At 35.9% G+C, this 17,569-nt stretch carries 14 protein-coding genes and 1 tRNA gene; 14 read left to right on the forward strand and 1 reads right to left on the reverse strand.

The genetic code is table 11. The annotated features are described in order from the left end of the window. Positions 1 to 128: 128 nt before the first annotated feature. On the reverse strand, positions 129 to 857 hold the full coding sequence (locus G6534_RS01340; RefSeq protein WP_059074094.1) for a WecB/TagA/CpsF family glycosyltransferase: 729 nt from the start codon (positions 855 to 857) through the stop codon (positions 129 to 131). A 58-nt stretch (positions 858 to 915) separates the two neighbouring features. On the opposite strand from G6534_RS01340, the gene G6534_RS01345 reads away from it, so the two are divergent. The 14 genes from G6534_RS01345 (at position 916) to G6534_RS01410 (ending at position 17,569) form a co-directional block, all read left to right on the forward strand. Continuing rightward, complete coding sequence (locus G6534_RS01345; protein WP_059074095.1) at positions 916 to 1,992, forward strand: glycosyltransferase; 1,077 nt, start codon at positions 916 to 918, stop codon at positions 1,990 to 1,992. Between the two features lie 39 nt (positions 1,993 to 2,031). Continuing rightward, a complete protein-coding gene (locus G6534_RS01350; protein ID WP_029606580.1) occupies positions 2,032 to 3,507 on the forward strand; it encodes a nicotinate phosphoribosyltransferase in 1,476 nt (491 codons plus the stop codon). A 2-nt stretch (positions 3,508 to 3,509) separates the two neighbouring features. After that, complete coding sequence (gene nadE / locus G6534_RS01355; RefSeq protein ID WP_059074096.1) at positions 3,510 to 4,328, forward strand: ammonia-dependent NAD(+) synthetase; 819 nt, start codon at positions 3,510 to 3,512, stop codon at positions 4,326 to 4,328. Between the two features lie 175 nt (positions 4,329 to 4,503). Beyond that, entirely contained in the window at positions 4,504 to 5,694 is a 1,191-nt protein-coding gene (locus G6534_RS01360; protein WP_152999968.1) for an aminotransferase class I/II-fold pyridoxal phosphate-dependent enzyme, read from the forward strand. Positions 5,695 to 5,702: 8 nt separating this feature from the next. Then, a complete protein-coding gene (locus G6534_RS01365; RefSeq protein ID WP_059074097.1) occupies positions 5,703 to 7,154 on the forward strand; it encodes a hypothetical protein in 1,452 nt (483 codons plus the stop codon). Beyond that, a complete protein-coding gene (locus tag G6534_RS01370) occupies positions 7,147 to 8,127 on the forward strand; it encodes a glycosyltransferase family 2 protein (protein WP_182083054.1) in 981 nt (326 codons plus the stop codon). Before G6534_RS01365 ends, G6534_RS01370 begins: the two co-directional genes overlap by 8 nt. Before the next feature lie 5 nt (positions 8,128 to 8,132). Further along, positions 8,133 to 8,567, forward strand: a complete 435-nt coding sequence (locus G6534_RS01375; protein ID WP_059074098.1) for a hypothetical protein — start codon at positions 8,133 to 8,135, stop codon at positions 8,565 to 8,567. Between the two features lies 1 nt (position 8,568). Next, complete coding sequence (locus G6534_RS01380) at positions 8,569 to 9,033, forward strand: SprT family protein (RefSeq protein WP_059074099.1); 465 nt, start codon at positions 8,569 to 8,571, stop codon at positions 9,031 to 9,033. Positions 9,034 to 9,069: 36 nt separating this feature from the next. Then, positions 9,070 to 9,155: transfer RNA gene (locus tag G6534_RS01385), tRNA-Leu, on the forward strand. A 219-nt stretch (positions 9,156 to 9,374) separates the two neighbouring features. Then, positions 9,375 to 10,214 carry a helix-turn-helix domain-containing protein gene (locus G6534_RS01390; RefSeq protein ID WP_059074100.1) on the forward strand — a complete coding sequence of 280 codons (840 nt, stop codon included), beginning with the start codon at positions 9,375 to 9,377 and terminating at the stop codon, positions 10,212 to 10,214. Positions 10,215 to 10,344: 130 nt separating this feature from the next. Beyond that, positions 10,345 to 10,845, forward strand: a complete 501-nt coding sequence (locus tag G6534_RS01395) for an SLAP domain-containing protein (RefSeq protein ID WP_059074101.1) — start codon at positions 10,345 to 10,347, stop codon at positions 10,843 to 10,845. Positions 10,846 to 11,200: 355 nt separating this feature from the next. Next, on the forward strand, positions 11,201 to 11,713 hold the full coding sequence (locus tag G6534_RS01400; RefSeq protein ID WP_182083055.1) for an SLAP domain-containing protein: 513 nt from the start codon (positions 11,201 to 11,203) through the stop codon (positions 11,711 to 11,713). A gap of 438 nt (positions 11,714 to 12,151) precedes the next feature. Then, positions 12,152 to 14,692 (forward strand): MucBP domain-containing protein, encoded by a 2,541-nt coding sequence (locus G6534_RS01405; protein WP_182083056.1) that lies wholly within the window; start codon positions 12,152 to 12,154, stop codon positions 14,690 to 14,692. A gap of 216 nt (positions 14,693 to 14,908) precedes the next feature. Then, on the forward strand, positions 14,909 to 17,569 hold the full coding sequence (locus G6534_RS01410; protein WP_059074104.1) for an SLAP domain-containing protein: 2,661 nt from the start codon (positions 14,909 to 14,911) through the stop codon (positions 17,567 to 17,569).

Below are 17,569 nucleotides of genomic sequence, written 5' to 3' on the forward strand. Positions count from 1 at the left end.
AATATCTTCTATTAATTTTCTGAAGTTATTTATATAAAGATAGAAATCACTATCTAGTCGGCAGCGTCCCAGCGTTTTCCAGTGCCGAACGGACGACGGCAATTTAATACTAATTGAAAAAAATTTCGTTATTTCTTGTTTTTCTTCTCTTTATTAATCATATTCATATACTTAGGAATTGCCATCATACGGCCAATTCTAGTTGGTTCAGTTATCAAGCGGTAGAACCATTCAAGATTAAGCTTTTGGAAAACTTTAGGGGCACGCTTCTTAGTTTCTGAGAAAACATCGAAACTACCACCGACACCGATCCAGACAGCATCTGCTTGATCACGGTACTTGTTGATGAAGAATTCTTGTTTTGGTGATCCTAAAGCTACTAGAACAACGTTGGGTTTCTTAGCAGCGATTTCTTCAACGATTGGTGCGTCGTCTTTGAAATATCCGTCGTGATAGCCAACTAAGTTAACTTGAGGATATTGTTTTTTAATTTTTTTGGCGCTGGCTTCAATAACTTCTGGTTTAGCGCCTACCATATAAAGTTTTAATTGTTTGCGATTAACAGCTGAAATTAAGTATTCTAAAGTATCAAAACCAGTGATTCTTTCATGGAGAGGAGTGCCTAGACTCTTAGCCCCCTTAATGATTCCGATACCGTCAGGGATGACATAATCAGCGTTGTTGATGATTTTTGAAAAATTGCTATCTTTTCTGGCTGATAAAACAATTTCAGGATTAGGTGTTACGATGAATCTGTTAGCTTTAAGGTCTAAATCGTCATCCAAATATTTGTGGAATTGTTTAGCGGTAAAGTTGTCAAATTCTGTACCTAAAATATTTACTCTATTTTTGTGCATGGCGTTCTCCTTTAATGTATTATTATACACGAGAAAGATTAATTTGAGAGGTGTCAAAATGCGCGTTTTACATATTAATGCCGGTAATGAAGACGGTGGAGCAAGAACTTATATTATCAACTTAATGAAAGGCCAAAAACAAATTGGTGTTGAAAGTACTTTATTGACCTTTCAAAGAGGTCCCGTTTCAAAAATGGCCAAGGAAAATGGTTTGAGCGTGTCTGTGATTGAGCAAAAGCAACGTTTTGACTTGTCTATTTTGAAACCATTAATTAAATATATCAATAATAATAATTTCGATATCGTGCATACCCATGGTCCACGAGCAAATTACATTGTTTCCTTAATCCGAAAGAGAATCAATGCTAAATGGGTCATTACAGTCCATTCTGACCCCCGTATCGACTTTTCAGGACTCAAAGGGTCAGTTATGCTCAAATTAAATCTCCACGCTTTAAAACGCGCAGATTCACTTTTCTATATGAATCCTGATCTAGTAGATTATTTTGAATCATTGAAAATTCCTGATGAAAGAACTTTTGAAGTTTTCAATGCTATTGATTTTTCTGGAATCAATCCTCGATTCAATCGTCAAGCAACTTTTAGTCTTCTGGAAGTGGCACGTTTAGTTGATGTCAAGAATCATCGCTTGTTATTAGAAGCCTTGAGCAAGGTCAAATTTAACTATCGTTTAACTTTAGTTGGTGATGGTCCACTGATGGATGACTTACGGGAACTAGTTAAGAAACTAGGAATCAAAGATAAAGTCGAATTCGTTGGTTTTAGAGAAAATACTGGCGATTACTATCAAGAATGCGATGTATCTGTTTTGACTTCAAAATCAGAAAGTTTGCCAACAGTTTATCTAGAATCGGCTGCCTATGGAAAGCCTGTTATTGCAACAAACGTTGGGGCAACTGACAAGGTTATCAATGATGAGACTGGTTGGTTAGTTGAATCTGACAATGAGCAAGAATTGATCAGTGCTTTAAATGATGCACATGCTTTTTGGAAAGATGGCAACTTGGATCAAAAAGGTTTAGCTCTTTATCAAGAAGTTCGTGACAATTATTCTATTGAAAAATTAGCTCAAAAAGTAAATGACGGCTATCAAGCGACTTTGGATGCCAATTAATGTAAAATAAATTTTGATAATCAAATTATTAAGGGAGATATGATGACTCAATTTCAAAATGAAGATTTAACTTTGCATACTGATTATTATGAACTCAATATGATGTATACGTACTGGAAGAAGGGGCTGCACAATCGTCGGGCTGTTTTCGAAGTTTATTTCCGTAAATTGCCTTTCGATAATGGCTTTGCTGTCTTTGCAGGTCTAGAACATGTGGTTAATTATCTTAAGAACTTAAGTTTTTCAGATTCAGATATCGATTACTTGCGTGAATATGGGGAATATGATGAAGAATTTTTACGCTGGTTAAAAGATATGCAATTTAGTTGTACAGTGCGTTCAGCTTTGGAAGGGGACTTGGTTTTCAATGAAGAACCAATTTTTCAAGTTGAAGGACCACTAGCACAATGTCAATTGATTGAAACTGCCGTTTTGAATATGGTTAATTTCCAAACGCTTATTGCTACTAAAGCCGCTCGTATCAAGACTGTCTGTGGTGATGATCCCGTTATGGAATTCGGTTCTCGTCGCGCGCAAGAAGTCGATGCTGCTATTTGGGGAACACGTGCTGCATACATTGCTGGTTTTGATGCTACAAGTAACGTTTTAGCTGGTAAATTATTTGGTATTCCAATTTCTGGAACACATGCCCATGCTTTGGTACAAACTTACCGTAACGAATATGATGCTTTCAAAGCTTATGCTACAACTCACAAGAATTGTGTTTTCTTAGTTGATACTTACGATACTTTGAAGAGTGGTGTGCCTAGTGCTATCAAAGTTGCTCGTGAAATGGGTGACAAGATCAATTTCTTAGGCGTTCGAATCGATTCCGGTGATATGGCTTATATTTCCAAACGTGTTAGAAAACAACTTGATGAAGCTGGTTTTCCTAATGCTAAGATTTATGCTTCTAACGATTTGGATGAAAAGACTGTTTTGAACTTGAAGATGCAAGATGCCAAAATTGACGTCTGGGGTATCGGTACTAAGGTTATTACAGCCTTTGACCAACCAGCTTTAGGTGCTGTCTACAAGTTAGTAAGTATTGAAGATGCCAAAGGTAACATGATGGATACTTTGAAACTTTCTAGCAATGCGGCTAAGATTTCTACACCAGGTAAGAAACAAGTTTGGCGCATTACTAATAACGAGAAGAACGACAAATCAGAAGGGGATTACGTAACTTTCTGGAATGAAGATCCTCGTGAGCACAATTCACTTTATATGTTCCATCCACAATACACATATATCAATAAAACAGTTGAAGATTTCCAAGCTAAGCCATTGCTACATGATATTTTCGTTAATGGAAAATTAGTCTATGACTTGCCAACCGTTAAAGAAATCAAAGACTACTGTGCAGCCAACTTAGATTCACTTTGGGATGAATACAAACGTATCTTGAACCCACAAGTCTATCCAGTCGACTTATCTTCAAAACTATACAGTCATAAGATGAAGTATATTGAGAAGATTAGAAATGATGTAAACAATATTAGATTAGGTGACTAAAAATGAGACCATTGCAAAAAGAAATTATTGAATTTGAACATGCTAAACCAGAAATTGATCCTGAAGCCGAAATTAGACGTTCAGTTGATTTTTTGAAGACTTACTTAAAACAACACAGTTTTTTGAAAACTTTAGTGTTGGGTATTTCTGGTGGACAAGATTCCACATTAGCTGGTAAATTATCAGAAATTGCTATGACAGAACTTCGTCAAGAAACAGGCGATAACGATTATCAATTCATTGCCGTTCGTTTGCCTTACGGAGAACAAGCTGATGAATCAGATGCCATGCAAGCTATCGAATGGATGCAGGCTGACAAGGTTGTCCGTGTAAATATCAAAGACAGTGTTGATGCAATGGTAAAAGCCGTTGAAGATAATGGTTTAACTATTTCTGACTTTAACAAGGGTAATATCAAAGCTAGAACGAGAATGATTGCTCAATATGCAATTGCTGGGGATAACAAGGGTGTCGTTGTTGGAACTGATCATGCGGCTGAAAATATCACTGGTTTTTATACTAAATATGGTGATGGTGCTGCCGATGTAACGCCGTTATTCCGCCTTGACAAACGCCAAGGTAAAGCAATGTTGGAGAAATTGGATGCTCCAAAGAACCTTTACGAAAAAATTCCAACTGCTGATTTGGAAGAAGACCGTCCAAGTCTTCCTGATGAAAAAGCTTTAGGAGTTTCTTATAAAGATATTGATGATTATCTTGAAGGTAAAGATATTGATCCTAAGCACGCTGAAATTATTGAAAATTGGTATAAGAAGACAGCTCACAAACGTCGTCTACCTTATACAGTTTTTGATGTGTAATTAATTAGTCCAGCCAATTTTTGAAATTGGTTGGGCTTTTTTATCGAATTGGTTATTTAAATGAATGCGCTTAACTCATTGATAGACAATGGCAAACTAATGTCTCAATCAGTTCTGTCTAATGAAAATCATATGTTAGAATTAAAGGGTAATCTTTAAGAAGAGGTGTTTAACAGTGAAAAGTGATTTAATCTCCCTTATGAAACCGTCAGTTGTGGCAATTAAACAACAAGATATCTTTAAGTTTAATGCCAAAGCTAAGAGTATACCCGGAGCTGTTAATATGACCGTTGGTGAACCTAACTTTCCAACTCCTGATCATATTAAAAAAGCTGCTATTGCAGCAATCGATGAGAATAAAACTCATTACACAGTTCCCGAAGGAGACCATGAGCTTTTACATGCAGTAGCTACTTATCTACATGACAAGTACGATTTGAATTATGATCCAGAGAGCCAAATTTTGGCTACCGCTGGTGTTACAGAAGGTGTTTTCTCAGTTTTTAATGCTATTTTGCAAACTGGGGATGAAGTTTTGCTTCCATCGCCTTCATTTACAATCTATGGTCCAGATGCTAATTTTAATGGGGCGTCTCCAGTCTATTTAGATACTTCAAAGACTGGTTTCAAGATGACTCCAGAAATGTTAGCTGAGGTTTTAAGAACTAATCCTAGAATTAAAATTTTATTATTGAATTACCCAAGCAATCCAACTGGTGTTAGTTATACAAAAGCTGAGTTGGAAGCTTTGGCCGAAGTTTTAAAAAAGCATGATGTTTTTGTCGTTAGTGACGAAATTTATAGTGAATTGACTTATAATTTTAAGCATGTATCATTCGGAACAATTTTGCCAGAACAAACAATTTTGTTGAATGGTTTATCTAAATCGCATGCCATGACTGGTTGGCGTTTTGGTGTCGTTTGCGGACCTGCTGAAGTGATTGCTCAAATCAATAAGATTCACGAATTGGCTACAACTTCGATAACTTCTATCACACAATACGCTGCCTTAGAGGCTTATAAGAATGGTTATGACGACCCAATTCCAATGCGTAAAGAATACCAAGCTCGCCGTGATATTTTGCATAAGGGTCTAAAAGAATTAGGCTTTGATTGTCCTGATCCCGATGGTGCTTTCTACTTATTCATTAAGATTCCAGAAGGTCTTGAGCAAGACGATGTCAAATTTGCCAACGAATTACTAGAGGAAGAACATTTGGCAATTTTACCAGGTAGTTTCTTTGGTATCGGTGGTGAAGGCCATTTACGTTTGAGCTACGCTGCAAGTATGGACAGTATCAATGCTTGTTTAGATAAACTTGGTGATTTTGTGAAGAAACACAGTAAATTAATTCATCAAGCATAAGGGGTATCATGCTGAATAAATTTCAAAATATTATTAGCAAATTAGTTATTGTCTGCTTAGTGATCTTTACGTCAGTCGTTTTGATTCAAGCTGGGCAATTTTATACATTAAATTATTTAAAAATAGAACCAGTATTAGCGATACTGGTTTTTCTTTGTGCAATTATTTTTGTCGGTGGAGTGGGTTATTTGCTCTATCGAATTCGGGATGATGATAAAAATCTCAATCGTTTGATCTTAATTAGTCTTTTACTAGTCTTCGCAATTGTTGCTTTAATTTGGTTGAAGCTGGTTCCGCAGACACAGGTCAGTGACTTTAAGGCTTTTTGGCGAACAGCTCCGAAAGCTTTAAATGGTGAGAAGATTTTTAGTTACGATAACGATTATTTTGCTAAATGGGCCTACCAAACGGGCTTTTTAGTCTACGTTATGACGGTGGTCAAAATCTTTGGACATCACGTAATAGCAATTCAATTGTTAAATGTTTTGTACCAAATTTTGATTCTTTTTATGGTCTACTTGTTAGCCATTAAAATTACAAAAAAAGTTAAGTTAGCCCGTCTATCCGTCTTTATTTTGATGATTGACTTGGACTGGTTTGCTTTAAATAGTCAAGCTGATAATCAGTATCTAGGGATGTTATTATTCTTAGTGACGTTTTACTTGATTCTAAAAGGCAGTTATTGGTCTTATGCACTGGCTGGTTTGACTCTCGGCGTTGGTAGTATCATTCGGCCGATTGGTCCAGTCGTTATAGCGGGTATCGTTGTTTATGCCTTGATTTATTTATTGATCGATAATGATCGACTCAATTGGTCAAAAATTGTCAAAGTAGTAATAACTTTGTTAATTTATCAAGTGATTTTTTCTGGAGCTAGTTTAGCAATTAGAAATTCGGGGCTCAATTCTTATGGATTAACTAATCGAGATTCTGAGTGGAAATTTGTAGTCGGTTTGGATGCTAACTCTAACGGTGCTTATGATCAAAAAATGGTTGACCGTTTCAACCTCAAAGATAGCCGGGCTAAAATGAGTGCCAAAGAACATCAAGTTATTCGTGAAAATATTGATAATCTCAACTCTACTCATGGTTGGCTTAAACTATTATGGAATAAAAATTCTAAATTGTGGGCAGAACGTGCAATCACCATTGACTTTACCGGTATTGAAACTAGACATTCATTGAAGACAAGTAACTTTATCAAATTATTGGGCTATTTAGGCTCACTAGTCTTGATAATCTTGTCATGGTTTGGTTCAATCAAATTATTGAAAAACACTCACAAAGAGATATTTATATTATTGTTACCACTAATGGCGTACGCCGTTGTACAATTATTAATTGAAGTACAAGGTAGGTATCGACTAGAGTTTCTACCTGTTATCGCAATCTTAGGCGGGATTGGCCTATATTGGATTTACGATTGGTTTAAATTAAAATGGGGGAAAATGAATGTCTGATTTATTCAAATTAAGTATTGTAGTCCCTTGCTACAACGAAGAAGAAGTTTTGCCAGAAACGACAAAAGAATTATCAGCAATTGTTAATGGCTTGATTGAGTCACGTAAGATTTCTGCCAACAGTAAAATTGTTTACGTCGACGATGGTAGTAAAGATAAGACTTGGAGTATGATTGATAATTTCTCTAAAGAATCTAAATTAGTTTCTGGTGTTAAATTGAGCCGTAATTTTGGTCATCAGGGAGCTTTGTTGGCCGGAGTAACTCGTGCCTCTAAAGATTCAGATGCCGTTATAACGATAGATGCTGATTTACAAGATGATGTTAATGCGATTCCTAAAATGGTCGATGAATATCTCGATGGTGCAGAAGTAGTTTATGGCGTTAGAAATAATCGTGATACTGATACGGCTTTTAAGCGTAATACAGCTGAGATGTTCTACAAATTCATGGGCTTTTTGGGAGTTCATTTAGTTCCTGATTCTGCGGATTATCGTTTGATGAGCCAAAGAGCGTGCCAAGTTTTGTTGAGTTATCGTGAAAGAAATTTGTTTTTACGTGGGATCGTACCTTTAGTAGGTTTCAAATCTGCCAAAGTTTACTATGCTCGTAAAGAAAGATTTGCTGGTGAATCTAAGTATCCATTACGCAAGATGATTAAATTTGCGATGGACGGAATCACTTCGTTTTCAATTGTTCCTATAAAGATGATTATGGGCTTAGGATTTTTTATCGTTTTAATCAGTTTGATTTTATTGATTTATAGTTTTATTCAAAAAATCAATGGTAATGTTGTTGATGGCTGGTCTTCACTAATGATATCTATTTGGGCACTTGGTGGTGTACAATTAATTAGTATTAGTGTAATCGGTGAATACGTTGGAAAAATTTTTAGTGAAGTTAAACAACGTCCTAGATTTACTATTGAAAAAGATATTTATACCGAAAAAACACAAAAAGAAAACAAGAGGTAATTACTATGAATGCCGCACAAAAGAAAGCTATGCAATATGGCAATTTAATTAACAGTACTGTTCAATCAATTCAAGATGAACAAGACAAACTTAATCCAGAATTTGAAAAATTACGTGATGCATTAGACCGTAGCAAAGTTGATAAATTAGACGATGTAGAATATACAAAGATTCAAAAAGATTTCGCTACTGGTACAAAGAATTATCAAACAACTTTAGCAAAATTGGAAAAGGGTAAGGCACCAGCTAGATTGATGGGAACACACATTAATTTGGTTTCAGCTTTCAAGAATTATGTTGCTGGCTGTGCTGATATGACTGAAAGTATCGGTGACAATAAAAAAATCGACCGTCACAAGTTTGATGAAGCAGAAAAGAAGCAAGATGAGTACATGGATAAATTTTCTAAATTGATTCAAAAGTTGACTAACTTAGCTTAAGATGAATGATTTAGAATTAACTGCATTAGTAAAAAAGGTTTCCCAAGAATATTTTGGGAAACCTTTTATTCATCAAGCGTATTTCAATAGTCGGTTAAAAACCACTGGTGGTCGTTTTCATTTACGAGATAAAAATATTGATATTAATCCTAAAATATATCGGGATTTTGGTCGGGCAGAATTAATCGGTGTCATAAAACATGAATTATGCCACTATCATTTGTACAATGATGGATTGCCAGCACAGCATAAGGATCGAACTTTTAAAATTCTTTTGCAACAAGTTGGCGGTAGTCGTTTTTCTCCAATTAAGAGCACCGTTCATAGAAAAAACTATCACATTTATGAATGTAATAATTGTCATCATATTTATCGTCGTGTAAAAAAGATAAATGCTCGAAAATATGTCTGCGGAAAATGTCATGGAAAACTAAAATATATCAAAGATATTACTATTTCGTCTTGATAATTTTTTTATTTATGTGTATAGTAGAACGTGCATGCGGGTATGGCGGAATTGGCAGACGCGCAAGACTAAGGATCTTGTGGAGAATTATCTCCGTGGAAGTTCGAATCTTCTTACCCGCATCACTAGAGTAGTTGGACATTAATTTGTTCGACTGCTTTTTTTTTACAATGGTTGATAATACTGGAAATTGAGCACAAGTTTTTTTGTGCATATGCAAATATTCATAAAAATATATATTAATAATGGATTATTTATTTATGATAACTATATATATTTTTTTATCCGGTGGTATAGTATTATTGATAAATGTCATAACGATAGATAGGAGTGTGTTGCCATTGTTTCTTGGATCAATTATTTACAATAAAAGACGAGAAATGAACTTAACTCAAATTGAGTTAGCTGATGATATTTGTACTCAGAATACAATTAGCAAAATTGAGAAACATAATATCGCACCCACGGTCAATATCCTTATTAAGATTTGCTTGAAATTAGATTTAACATTAAACGATGTTTTTAGTGATTTTTCAAGTAAAGCTTCTGCCAAAGAGGATAGTGCCTTGGATGTATTAGAGAAAGATACATTATTGAGAGATACTTCAGATGTAGCGGAAAAGTTGTCTTCACTCGAGGGAAAATTGAGCGATAACGACATGAAGCAATACGAATTGATTACTGGTGTGTTGGATTATTGGAAGGGTAACTTTGATGCCTCATTGTTCACTCTTGATAAAGTTTTACAGTATACTAAATCAGCTAATGATGATATTTATACTTTGTTAGCTTATTTGTTCAAAGGACTAGATTATTTAGGCCAAGGACATGATGACCGCGCACAATACTATTTCCAAATGATTTCTAATGCTTGTGATGAGGATGTCGAACTCAAAAATGCCAATGAATTGGAAATCCTCTTTATTTGCAAGACATTAGCTGGTTCTTTTGCCAAAATGCAATCTTATCAAACATCATTTGACTTCAGTCAACGTGGTTTAAAATTTGCAAATGAAAAACATGTTTCATATTTCTTGGATGAATTAAATTACTTTGCTGCCTTATCAATTAAAAATGATAAGAACAAAAAAGCAGATTATGAAACTTTCAATAACTTGGCTTATTATTTAGCTAAGGTTAATGAAAATAACGATTTGTTGAAAAAGATAGATCATAAATAAATTTAAAAATCATCAGATTATTTAGTCTGGTGATTTTTTTTATAAATATATGTGTAAGCTCAATTATTGTAATATTTGTTTAAACATATTACAGTTTAGTTAGTCTAAGGAGACTAAGGAAGTATAAAAAATGAAAAAGCTCGTAGTAATGTTTTTAACAATTTTACTTGGCTTAGGTTTTTCATTTTCACCGACTAGTGTCAAGGCTGAATCCGTTAATAGCGGAAATTTTGTAGATGTAGATTCATCTTCAGCAGATCTATACAATTCCAATGGAGATAATCTTGGGAGAAAAGTTCCAAAGAATAGTACATGGTATCTTGGGAAAACAATCAGTATTAAAAATACGGACTATTACCAAATAGCTACTGATGAGTATTTAAGCTCCAAAGATAGCTATACTTATAGCAATAGACCGGAGGTTATCAAGGTTTCATCAACTGATGGAGATGTACCTTTGTATGATCACAACTTTGTTCAATTATCGGATGTAGCATTAGCACCAGGTACTTCTTGGTATTCGGATAGAGTGATTTTCACACCTGATGGAATGCCATTTGTACGAGTAGCGACAGACGAATATGTGGGCATGTGGTATGTCATGCAACAAGAATTTTCAGCAAAACTATAAATAACCAAAAAAAGATTATCTTGATTAAGATAGTCTTTTTTTATTTTCATGACATATAGGTCTACAGAAGTCAATATTATCAACGATTATAACGTTTTCTTATTTTTATGATATACGATATATTGAAAATTTGATAAAAAAAATAAGGATTTTTGAACGATATTTCTTGTAATAGTCATCCAAACCTTGTACTATAAAGTTGCTTATAATTATGCCAATGTTATATAGCTGACTGTGTGAAATATTAATTTTTTTATTGTATTACATAAAACCAATTTTGTGTGCGCTTTTTTTCTGCCAAAAAAATAAGTGCACAGAGGGTTAAATTATTTGAATTATAGTGAGGTCAAGGAAAATGAAAAAATCTTTATTATTTTTAGTGTGTGCACTTTTAGGTGTTGGGGGTTCTCTAGCAACAACTACTGATGTTAATGCCCAATCAGTAAGTAAGGGAAACTTTGCTCAAGTAAGTAGCGAAGAAGCACCTGTTTATGATCAAAATGGAAATGCTACTGATGTTGCTCTTCAAAAGGATAGTACTTGGCAAGTTGCTAAGACTCAAAATATTAACGGAACTGACTATTTCCAAGTTGCACCTAACCAATTTTTAAGCTCAAAAGATAGTTTTGCATACAAAAACCGTCGAATGGTTATCAAAGTTCAATCACTCGACGGCAAAGATAAAGCTGTTAATGTTTACGATCATAATTTAGTACAAAAAAGCGACGTATCTTTAGCATCTGGAACCAAATGGGCTACAGATACTGTTATCAATACGTCTAACGGTATGCCTTTCTTACGTGTTGCTCCTGATCAATACGTTGCCATGTACGATGTAGTTGAACAAACTTTCAAGGCTACTATTTAATTTTTTTATAACTGTGTGTGAATTATTAATTTGGATGTTCGTGGTATGCCGACCATGGACATCCTTTTTTTGTATACATATCAATTTCGTGTACACTGCCAAATGTACTTGAATTGTCTTAACGATATATATGAGGTCTTTCCTTATTACAAATAATATAGTACTATCACTTGCTCCTAATTTTGATTCAATTTTTGTAAGAGGTTTTTTCCAAAAGTGGAATAAAACTTTATTAAAGTAATATTATCAATTCACTTAATGAATTTTTCCCGACAAATGAACAAGATAATATAAATATCATGGCTTTTTTTGTAAATATTCACTTTTTACGAATAGTATACAGCTAAAAGCTCAAAATGCTTGGGATAGTAGGATTCTTGAAATTATAAAAAAATAAGCAAAATTATTATTCTGGAAAATTAGTTCGAATTATTTAGTATGAGCGCTGAAGAAAGAAGCGTGATTGATGTGTTATTGAATAAGAAATGTGTATATTTAGGAGTTACATTATTTTCAGCATTGATTTTAGGAGGAGTCACGACATCGCAAACGGCTAAGGCTGCTACTACAAGCGATACGACAACTAGTTCAACTACAGCGACTAGTTCATCAAGTCCAAGTGCCACTAGTCCAGTAACTTCATCAACTAGTTCGTCGACTGGTAACAATTCAACAACTACTGCTTCTACAAGTACGATGACAAGCAGTAGTTCAACCACAAGTGCAGCTACTACTCCAACAACATCAACGACGACAACAAGTCCGACTACAACTACCACGACCAATGGAACAACGGCACCATCTACAACAACTAGTGGAATTTCAACGACAAGTCCAACTACCACGACGACTAGCAGCAGTACAGCACCAACAACATCAACGAGTACTACAAGTCCAAGTACAAGTTCTGCAAGCACCACTACCACGGCGCCAACGACATCCACTATTACAACAAGTACAATAACTATTCCAAGCAGTAGTTCAACTACTGGTTCAACCACAACAGGGACTACAACACCAACGACAAATCCAACAAGTACTACGACAACCACGGGGACGGGCACAACTGGTACTTCAACAACAACTACTACACCGGCTACTGGGACTGATCCATATGCAATTCCTAGCAATGTTACCGATAGTACGGTAGTAAACTTTGCTGACCCTTTGTTAGGTGCTGCTGTTAAATCAGCTTTGAATATTCCTACTAGTGATCCGATTACAGTTGGCGATATTAAGGGATACGTCAATCCAACACTTGGAATTATGATGACTGGCTACGAGATGGATCATCCAGCTAATGGTTCAGGTCCAACGCCTGGAGCTTCAATGACTGATCAACAAGATACACCTGTTGAAAGTCTTGATGGGATGCAATATTTGCAATTATTACCAACTAAAACGAGTGTTATTTTTCAAGCTAAATTGGCTTCAGATGCTAATGCTAATACCGATTTGAGACCATTGGATGGTATTAATTTTAGTGAACTCACGCTTGATGGTAACTTTAGTGATCCAGATGCTAAAGAGATTGATGTCAGCCAAATCGCTGGTCTTGATCTTGCCAACGCAACGTTATTTGAATTGAGCGGTGGTTCAACTACATCACCAACTGGTGGCTTGAACAATCAAGAATTGGCTCAAGTTGCTCCAACTATTGTTAAATTCGCTAATAATGGTCAAAGTTATCACACAATTGAATTAGGCTATTCAAGTATTTCAGACTTTACGCCATTGCAAGGAGTCGAATCTGGTCAAAGTGTATCTGTTATTGCGGTATCAAATACAATTAATGATTCAACACCAATTTATGCGGTAACAGGACAACCAATCACATTCACGGCACCTAAGGTTTTAGACTTAGATGGAAAAGATATAGCAAATAGTTATCATTATTCTAGTTCAGTGCCAACAACTGATTTGAAAGATGATAATCTGACTAATAATGGAAACGACAGTTACACTTTGACTGATGCCGATCCAAACGCAAAGGAATTAGATTATGGTCAAATTGGTTTTGCTGATTATACGCCAGATTCTTTAACTTATGAAACTAAAGGGACAACACTTTTTGAAACCGTAACAATGGAAGATCAACCATTAATTTGGCAAGCACATCCCACTGTTACAATTGATTACATGGATCCCGCTGGACAACCAGTTTTAAATGCTGATGGGACTCCAATGACTAAGACTATTGAAGGGAATTTAATCGGTGATCCATATGATTTGACTAACGATAGCCAAATAACGGGATACACTTTGACTAGTCCAACGAGTTTGTTGAAGGGGAATTATACTCAAAATCCTCAAACTATTGATTTGACTTATCAAGCTGCCAGTTCACAAACTTATGCATCTGGTACTTCAAGCTCATCAACTACTTCATCAACAACGCAACCAACTACATCAACTACAACCACAACGCCAACATCACCTGATAGAGTTTCTATTCAAGTTAAAGATTTGTCGGCTGATTCTCCAACCGATGAACAATTGATTGATATGGGGGTTCATGCAACTACTCATATTAATGGACAATTGTTCTATTTAGTTGGAAATAACCAATGGGTTTTAGCTAGTGACTACAATAATGTTGCTTCACCAACTAGCGGTGTGGTCAGAACCTTTGATAGTTCAACTGATCTGGTAAATTCTTATGGTCAGCCAGTCTCAGAGAAATTAATGCCTAATACAGAATGGAAGTATAGCAAGATCGTAACTATCAATGGTGCCCAATATTATCAAGTAGCTACTGATGAATTCTTACCCGTTCAAAGTGGGGTTGAATTTGTTTCAACTAAAGCAACGGTAAAAACTCAAACTAGAGCAACGCTTTATGATTCTCAAGGTAAGAGTTTAGGACGTGGATTATCAAGTGGATCCAGTTGGTATACAGACGGCTATGCCATGATCAATGGTGTCAAGATGTATCGTGTCGCTACTGATGAATGGGTTCCAGCTAGTGATGTTATTTAAATAAAAAAGAAGAGCTCATGGTCAGTGCTAGAAATAGTATTGATTATGAGTTCTTTTTTTACGAATGGTATACATTTTTGATTAGAAAATTCAGATGGCTGTAAGGCTTTTGCAAATAGCTATTAATAATTTAATCTTTTGTACCAACTTTATATTGGTATATATAAAAATAACGTTCTAATATCGATTTTGAGGATTAGGAAAAGAGTGATTGATATGTTAACTAATAAGAAATGTATGAAATTAGGAACGACTATTATTTCAGCGTTAGTATTAACGTCTTTATCAGGACAAACGGTAGATGCTGCAACAACAAGTACTTCTACTAGTTCGACGACCACGCCAACGACTGCTACGACAGAAACGGTATCGCCAACAGTAACGACTAGTGTGACAACTGCACCGACGACTTCAACAATGGGTTCAACGACAGGTTCAACAACTTCAGGTTCAACAACTTCAGGTACGACAAGTGAAACGCCAACAACATCTAGTTCAACTACTACTCCGGCAACAACGTCTACTGCCACAACCGCACCAACAACAACGCCAACGACTTCAACATCGTCTGTTTCAACAACAAATACGACTGGTACGACTGCTTCAACTAGCACAACTAGTGGCACGACTACCACACCAAGTACAACTACTACAAGTACACCAACAACTTCGACAACAAATCCTACAACGAGTTCAACAACTGGAACTTCTTCAACAACTACTACAGGTACAAGTACGACAAGTTCTAGTGCTTCTGGTAGTACTGCAGGAGCAACTTTACCAGCTTCAAGTTTGCCAGTAAGCGTTCCAACAGCATTACCTGGCGGTCAAACTAACGTTACGGCTGATACTGGCGGTTATAAGTTACCAGCCAATTTGACTGATAGTACAGTAGTTGATTTTTCAGATGCTACTTTGGCTGGGATGGTAAGACAAGCCTTAGGATTGAAGTCTACTGATCCGATTACAGTCGGAGATATCAAGAATTATCAACCATTGACCGTTACTTTGACATTGGATGAAGGTCAATATTTAGCTAAGACTACTGGTACTAGTTATGTAGCTCAAGCTGATTACGTTCCTATTGAAAGTTTGGATGGGATGCAATATTTGCAATTATTGCCACACGATACAATTAGTTTTACTGGTAGATTGGGTTCAGATGCCAATGCCAATCCAAGTTTGGAACCTATGTATGGTATCAAACTCAACCAATTGGAATTGATTGGTAACTATAGCGACAACTCCAAGAAGGAAATCAATGTCAGCCAAATCGCTAAATTGGAAACACCAATTGGCAGTGCTTATTTTGCCGGGGATGATGGATTCAATGGTATTACTAATGATGAGTTGAAGACTTTGGCACCTTGGGTTATTCAATTTTCTAACGATTCAACTGGTGGTAGCTTAGTTATGAATGGCAACACTATCAGTGATTTTTCACCATTAGGTGGCATCAATAGAAATACTCACTTCAGTATCAATACTACTGGTGGTGTCTACGATCCAACTACCGTTTATGGTGTCGTCGGTCAACCAATGCAATTTACTTCAACACCAGTCAAAGGACTTGATGGCGAGGATGTTTCTTCAAACTATGGCTTCACTATGAATACTGCTAGTCCAGCCTATGGTGATTTGACTGCTAAAGGAAATGACACTTATGTAATTCAAAATCCAACTAGTTCTTATGATGAATTAGTTTACGGTGATTCTGGGTTTGATCCTAAATATAATCCTACTTACAATCTTGGTGGGGTACTAGTCAAACAATATGGCACTACTCAATGGATTAACAATATGATTCATGCTCAACCAGTCGTATGGCAAACTGGTCCTAGTGTTGAGATCAAATATACTAATAGTGATGGGACACCAATTTTGAATGCCAACGGACAACCATTAACTAAAACTGTTACTGGAACAACGATTGGTGACAGTTTTGATTTGAGTGGCGATACTGCAGTTGATGGATATACTTTGGAGACTCCAACACCAACATTACAAGGTAAATATACGCAAGATCCACAAACAATAACTTTGACATACAAAGCCATTCCTAAGTCAACTTATACTGGAACAACTGGTTCTGGTTCAACGACAACTCCATCAGCACCAACAACTCCGCCAACTTCTGATGATGAAGTACAATCAAGAATTCCTATAACAGTTAACTCTTTGTCGGGCCCTCAAACAGGAGAAAATGAACTCTTAGCTAGCTTAGGAGTCAAAGCAACGACAACTATTAATGGTCAAAAATTCTATCAAGTAGGTTATGGTCAATGGGTCGAAGCCAGTTCATTTACTGACGCTGAATTTTCTAAACCTGGTACAGTCAGAACCTTTAACAATACTGTTGACCTAGTTGATAGTTCTGGTAAAGAAATCGGTAGAGTCGTATCCCCAAGTTCCGGTTGGAAATACAGTAAGATAGTAAAAATTGACGGTAATGATTACTATCAAGTAGCTACAAATGAATTTGTACCTGTAAAGAGTGGTATTCCATATACAGCAGTGCCAGAAACTACTTCAGTTGGAATTACTAGTTCGACACCAATTTATAATTCTAAAGGCGAAAGCATCGGAACAACTTTGCCAGCTAATACTAGTTGGAGAACTGACAGCTATGCCACAATCAACGGTGAAAAGATGTATCGTGTCGCCACTGATGAATGGATTCCAGCCAGTTCATTGACAACTTATCAACCAATCTCTTCTACTTATACAACTAAAGGAGAAATTCCACTCTATGATCATACAGGTAAATTGATTGGTAAAACTCTAGCACCTGGAACATCTTGGAAGACCGATCAACTTGCTACTATCAATGGTCGAGAATATTATCGGGTTGCTACAAATGAATATGTTTTAGCTTAA

Origin of the sequence: Companilactobacillus pabuli (genome assembly GCF_014058425.1) — a bacterium.
Classification (GTDB): domain Bacteria; phylum Bacillota; class Bacilli; order Lactobacillales; family Lactobacillaceae; genus Companilactobacillus; species Companilactobacillus pabuli.

What these genes read in the sequence shown, in the direction of transcription:
- G6534_RS01410 (WP_059074104.1), top strand. Translation starts at nt 14,909, where the DNA reads ATGTTAACTAATAAGAAATGTATGAAATTAGGAACGACTATTATTTCA.
- nadE (WP_059074096.1), top strand. Translation starts at nt 3,510, where the DNA reads ATGAGACCATTGCAAAAAGAAATTATTGAATTTGAACATGCTAAACCA.
- G6534_RS01375 (WP_059074098.1), top strand. Translation starts at nt 8,133, where the DNA reads ATGAATGCCGCACAAAAGAAAGCTATGCAATATGGCAATTTAATTAAC.
- G6534_RS01400 (WP_182083055.1), top strand. Translation starts at nt 11,201, where the DNA reads ATGAAAAAATCTTTATTATTTTTAGTGTGTGCACTTTTAGGTGTTGGG.
- G6534_RS01405 (WP_182083056.1), top strand. Translation starts at nt 12,152, where the DNA reads ATGAGCGCTGAAGAAAGAAGCGTGATTGATGTGTTATTGAATAAGAAA.
- G6534_RS01350 (WP_029606580.1), top strand. Translation starts at nt 2,032, where the DNA reads ATGATGACTCAATTTCAAAATGAAGATTTAACTTTGCATACTGATTAT.
- G6534_RS01380 (WP_059074099.1), top strand. Translation starts at nt 8,569, where the DNA reads ATGAATGATTTAGAATTAACTGCATTAGTAAAAAAGGTTTCCCAAGAA.
- G6534_RS01365 (WP_059074097.1), top strand. Translation starts at nt 5,703, where the DNA reads ATGCTGAATAAATTTCAAAATATTATTAGCAAATTAGTTATTGTCTGC.
- G6534_RS01340 (WP_059074094.1), bottom strand. Translation starts at nt 857, where the DNA reads ATGCACAAAAATAGAGTAAATATTTTAGGTACAGAATTTGACAACTTT.
- G6534_RS01345 (WP_059074095.1), top strand. Translation starts at nt 916, where the DNA reads ATGCGCGTTTTACATATTAATGCCGGTAATGAAGACGGTGGAGCAAGA.
- G6534_RS01395 (WP_059074101.1), top strand. Translation starts at nt 10,345, where the DNA reads ATGAAAAAGCTCGTAGTAATGTTTTTAACAATTTTACTTGGCTTAGGT.
- G6534_RS01370 (WP_182083054.1), top strand. Translation starts at nt 7,147, where the DNA reads ATGTCTGATTTATTCAAATTAAGTATTGTAGTCCCTTGCTACAACGAA.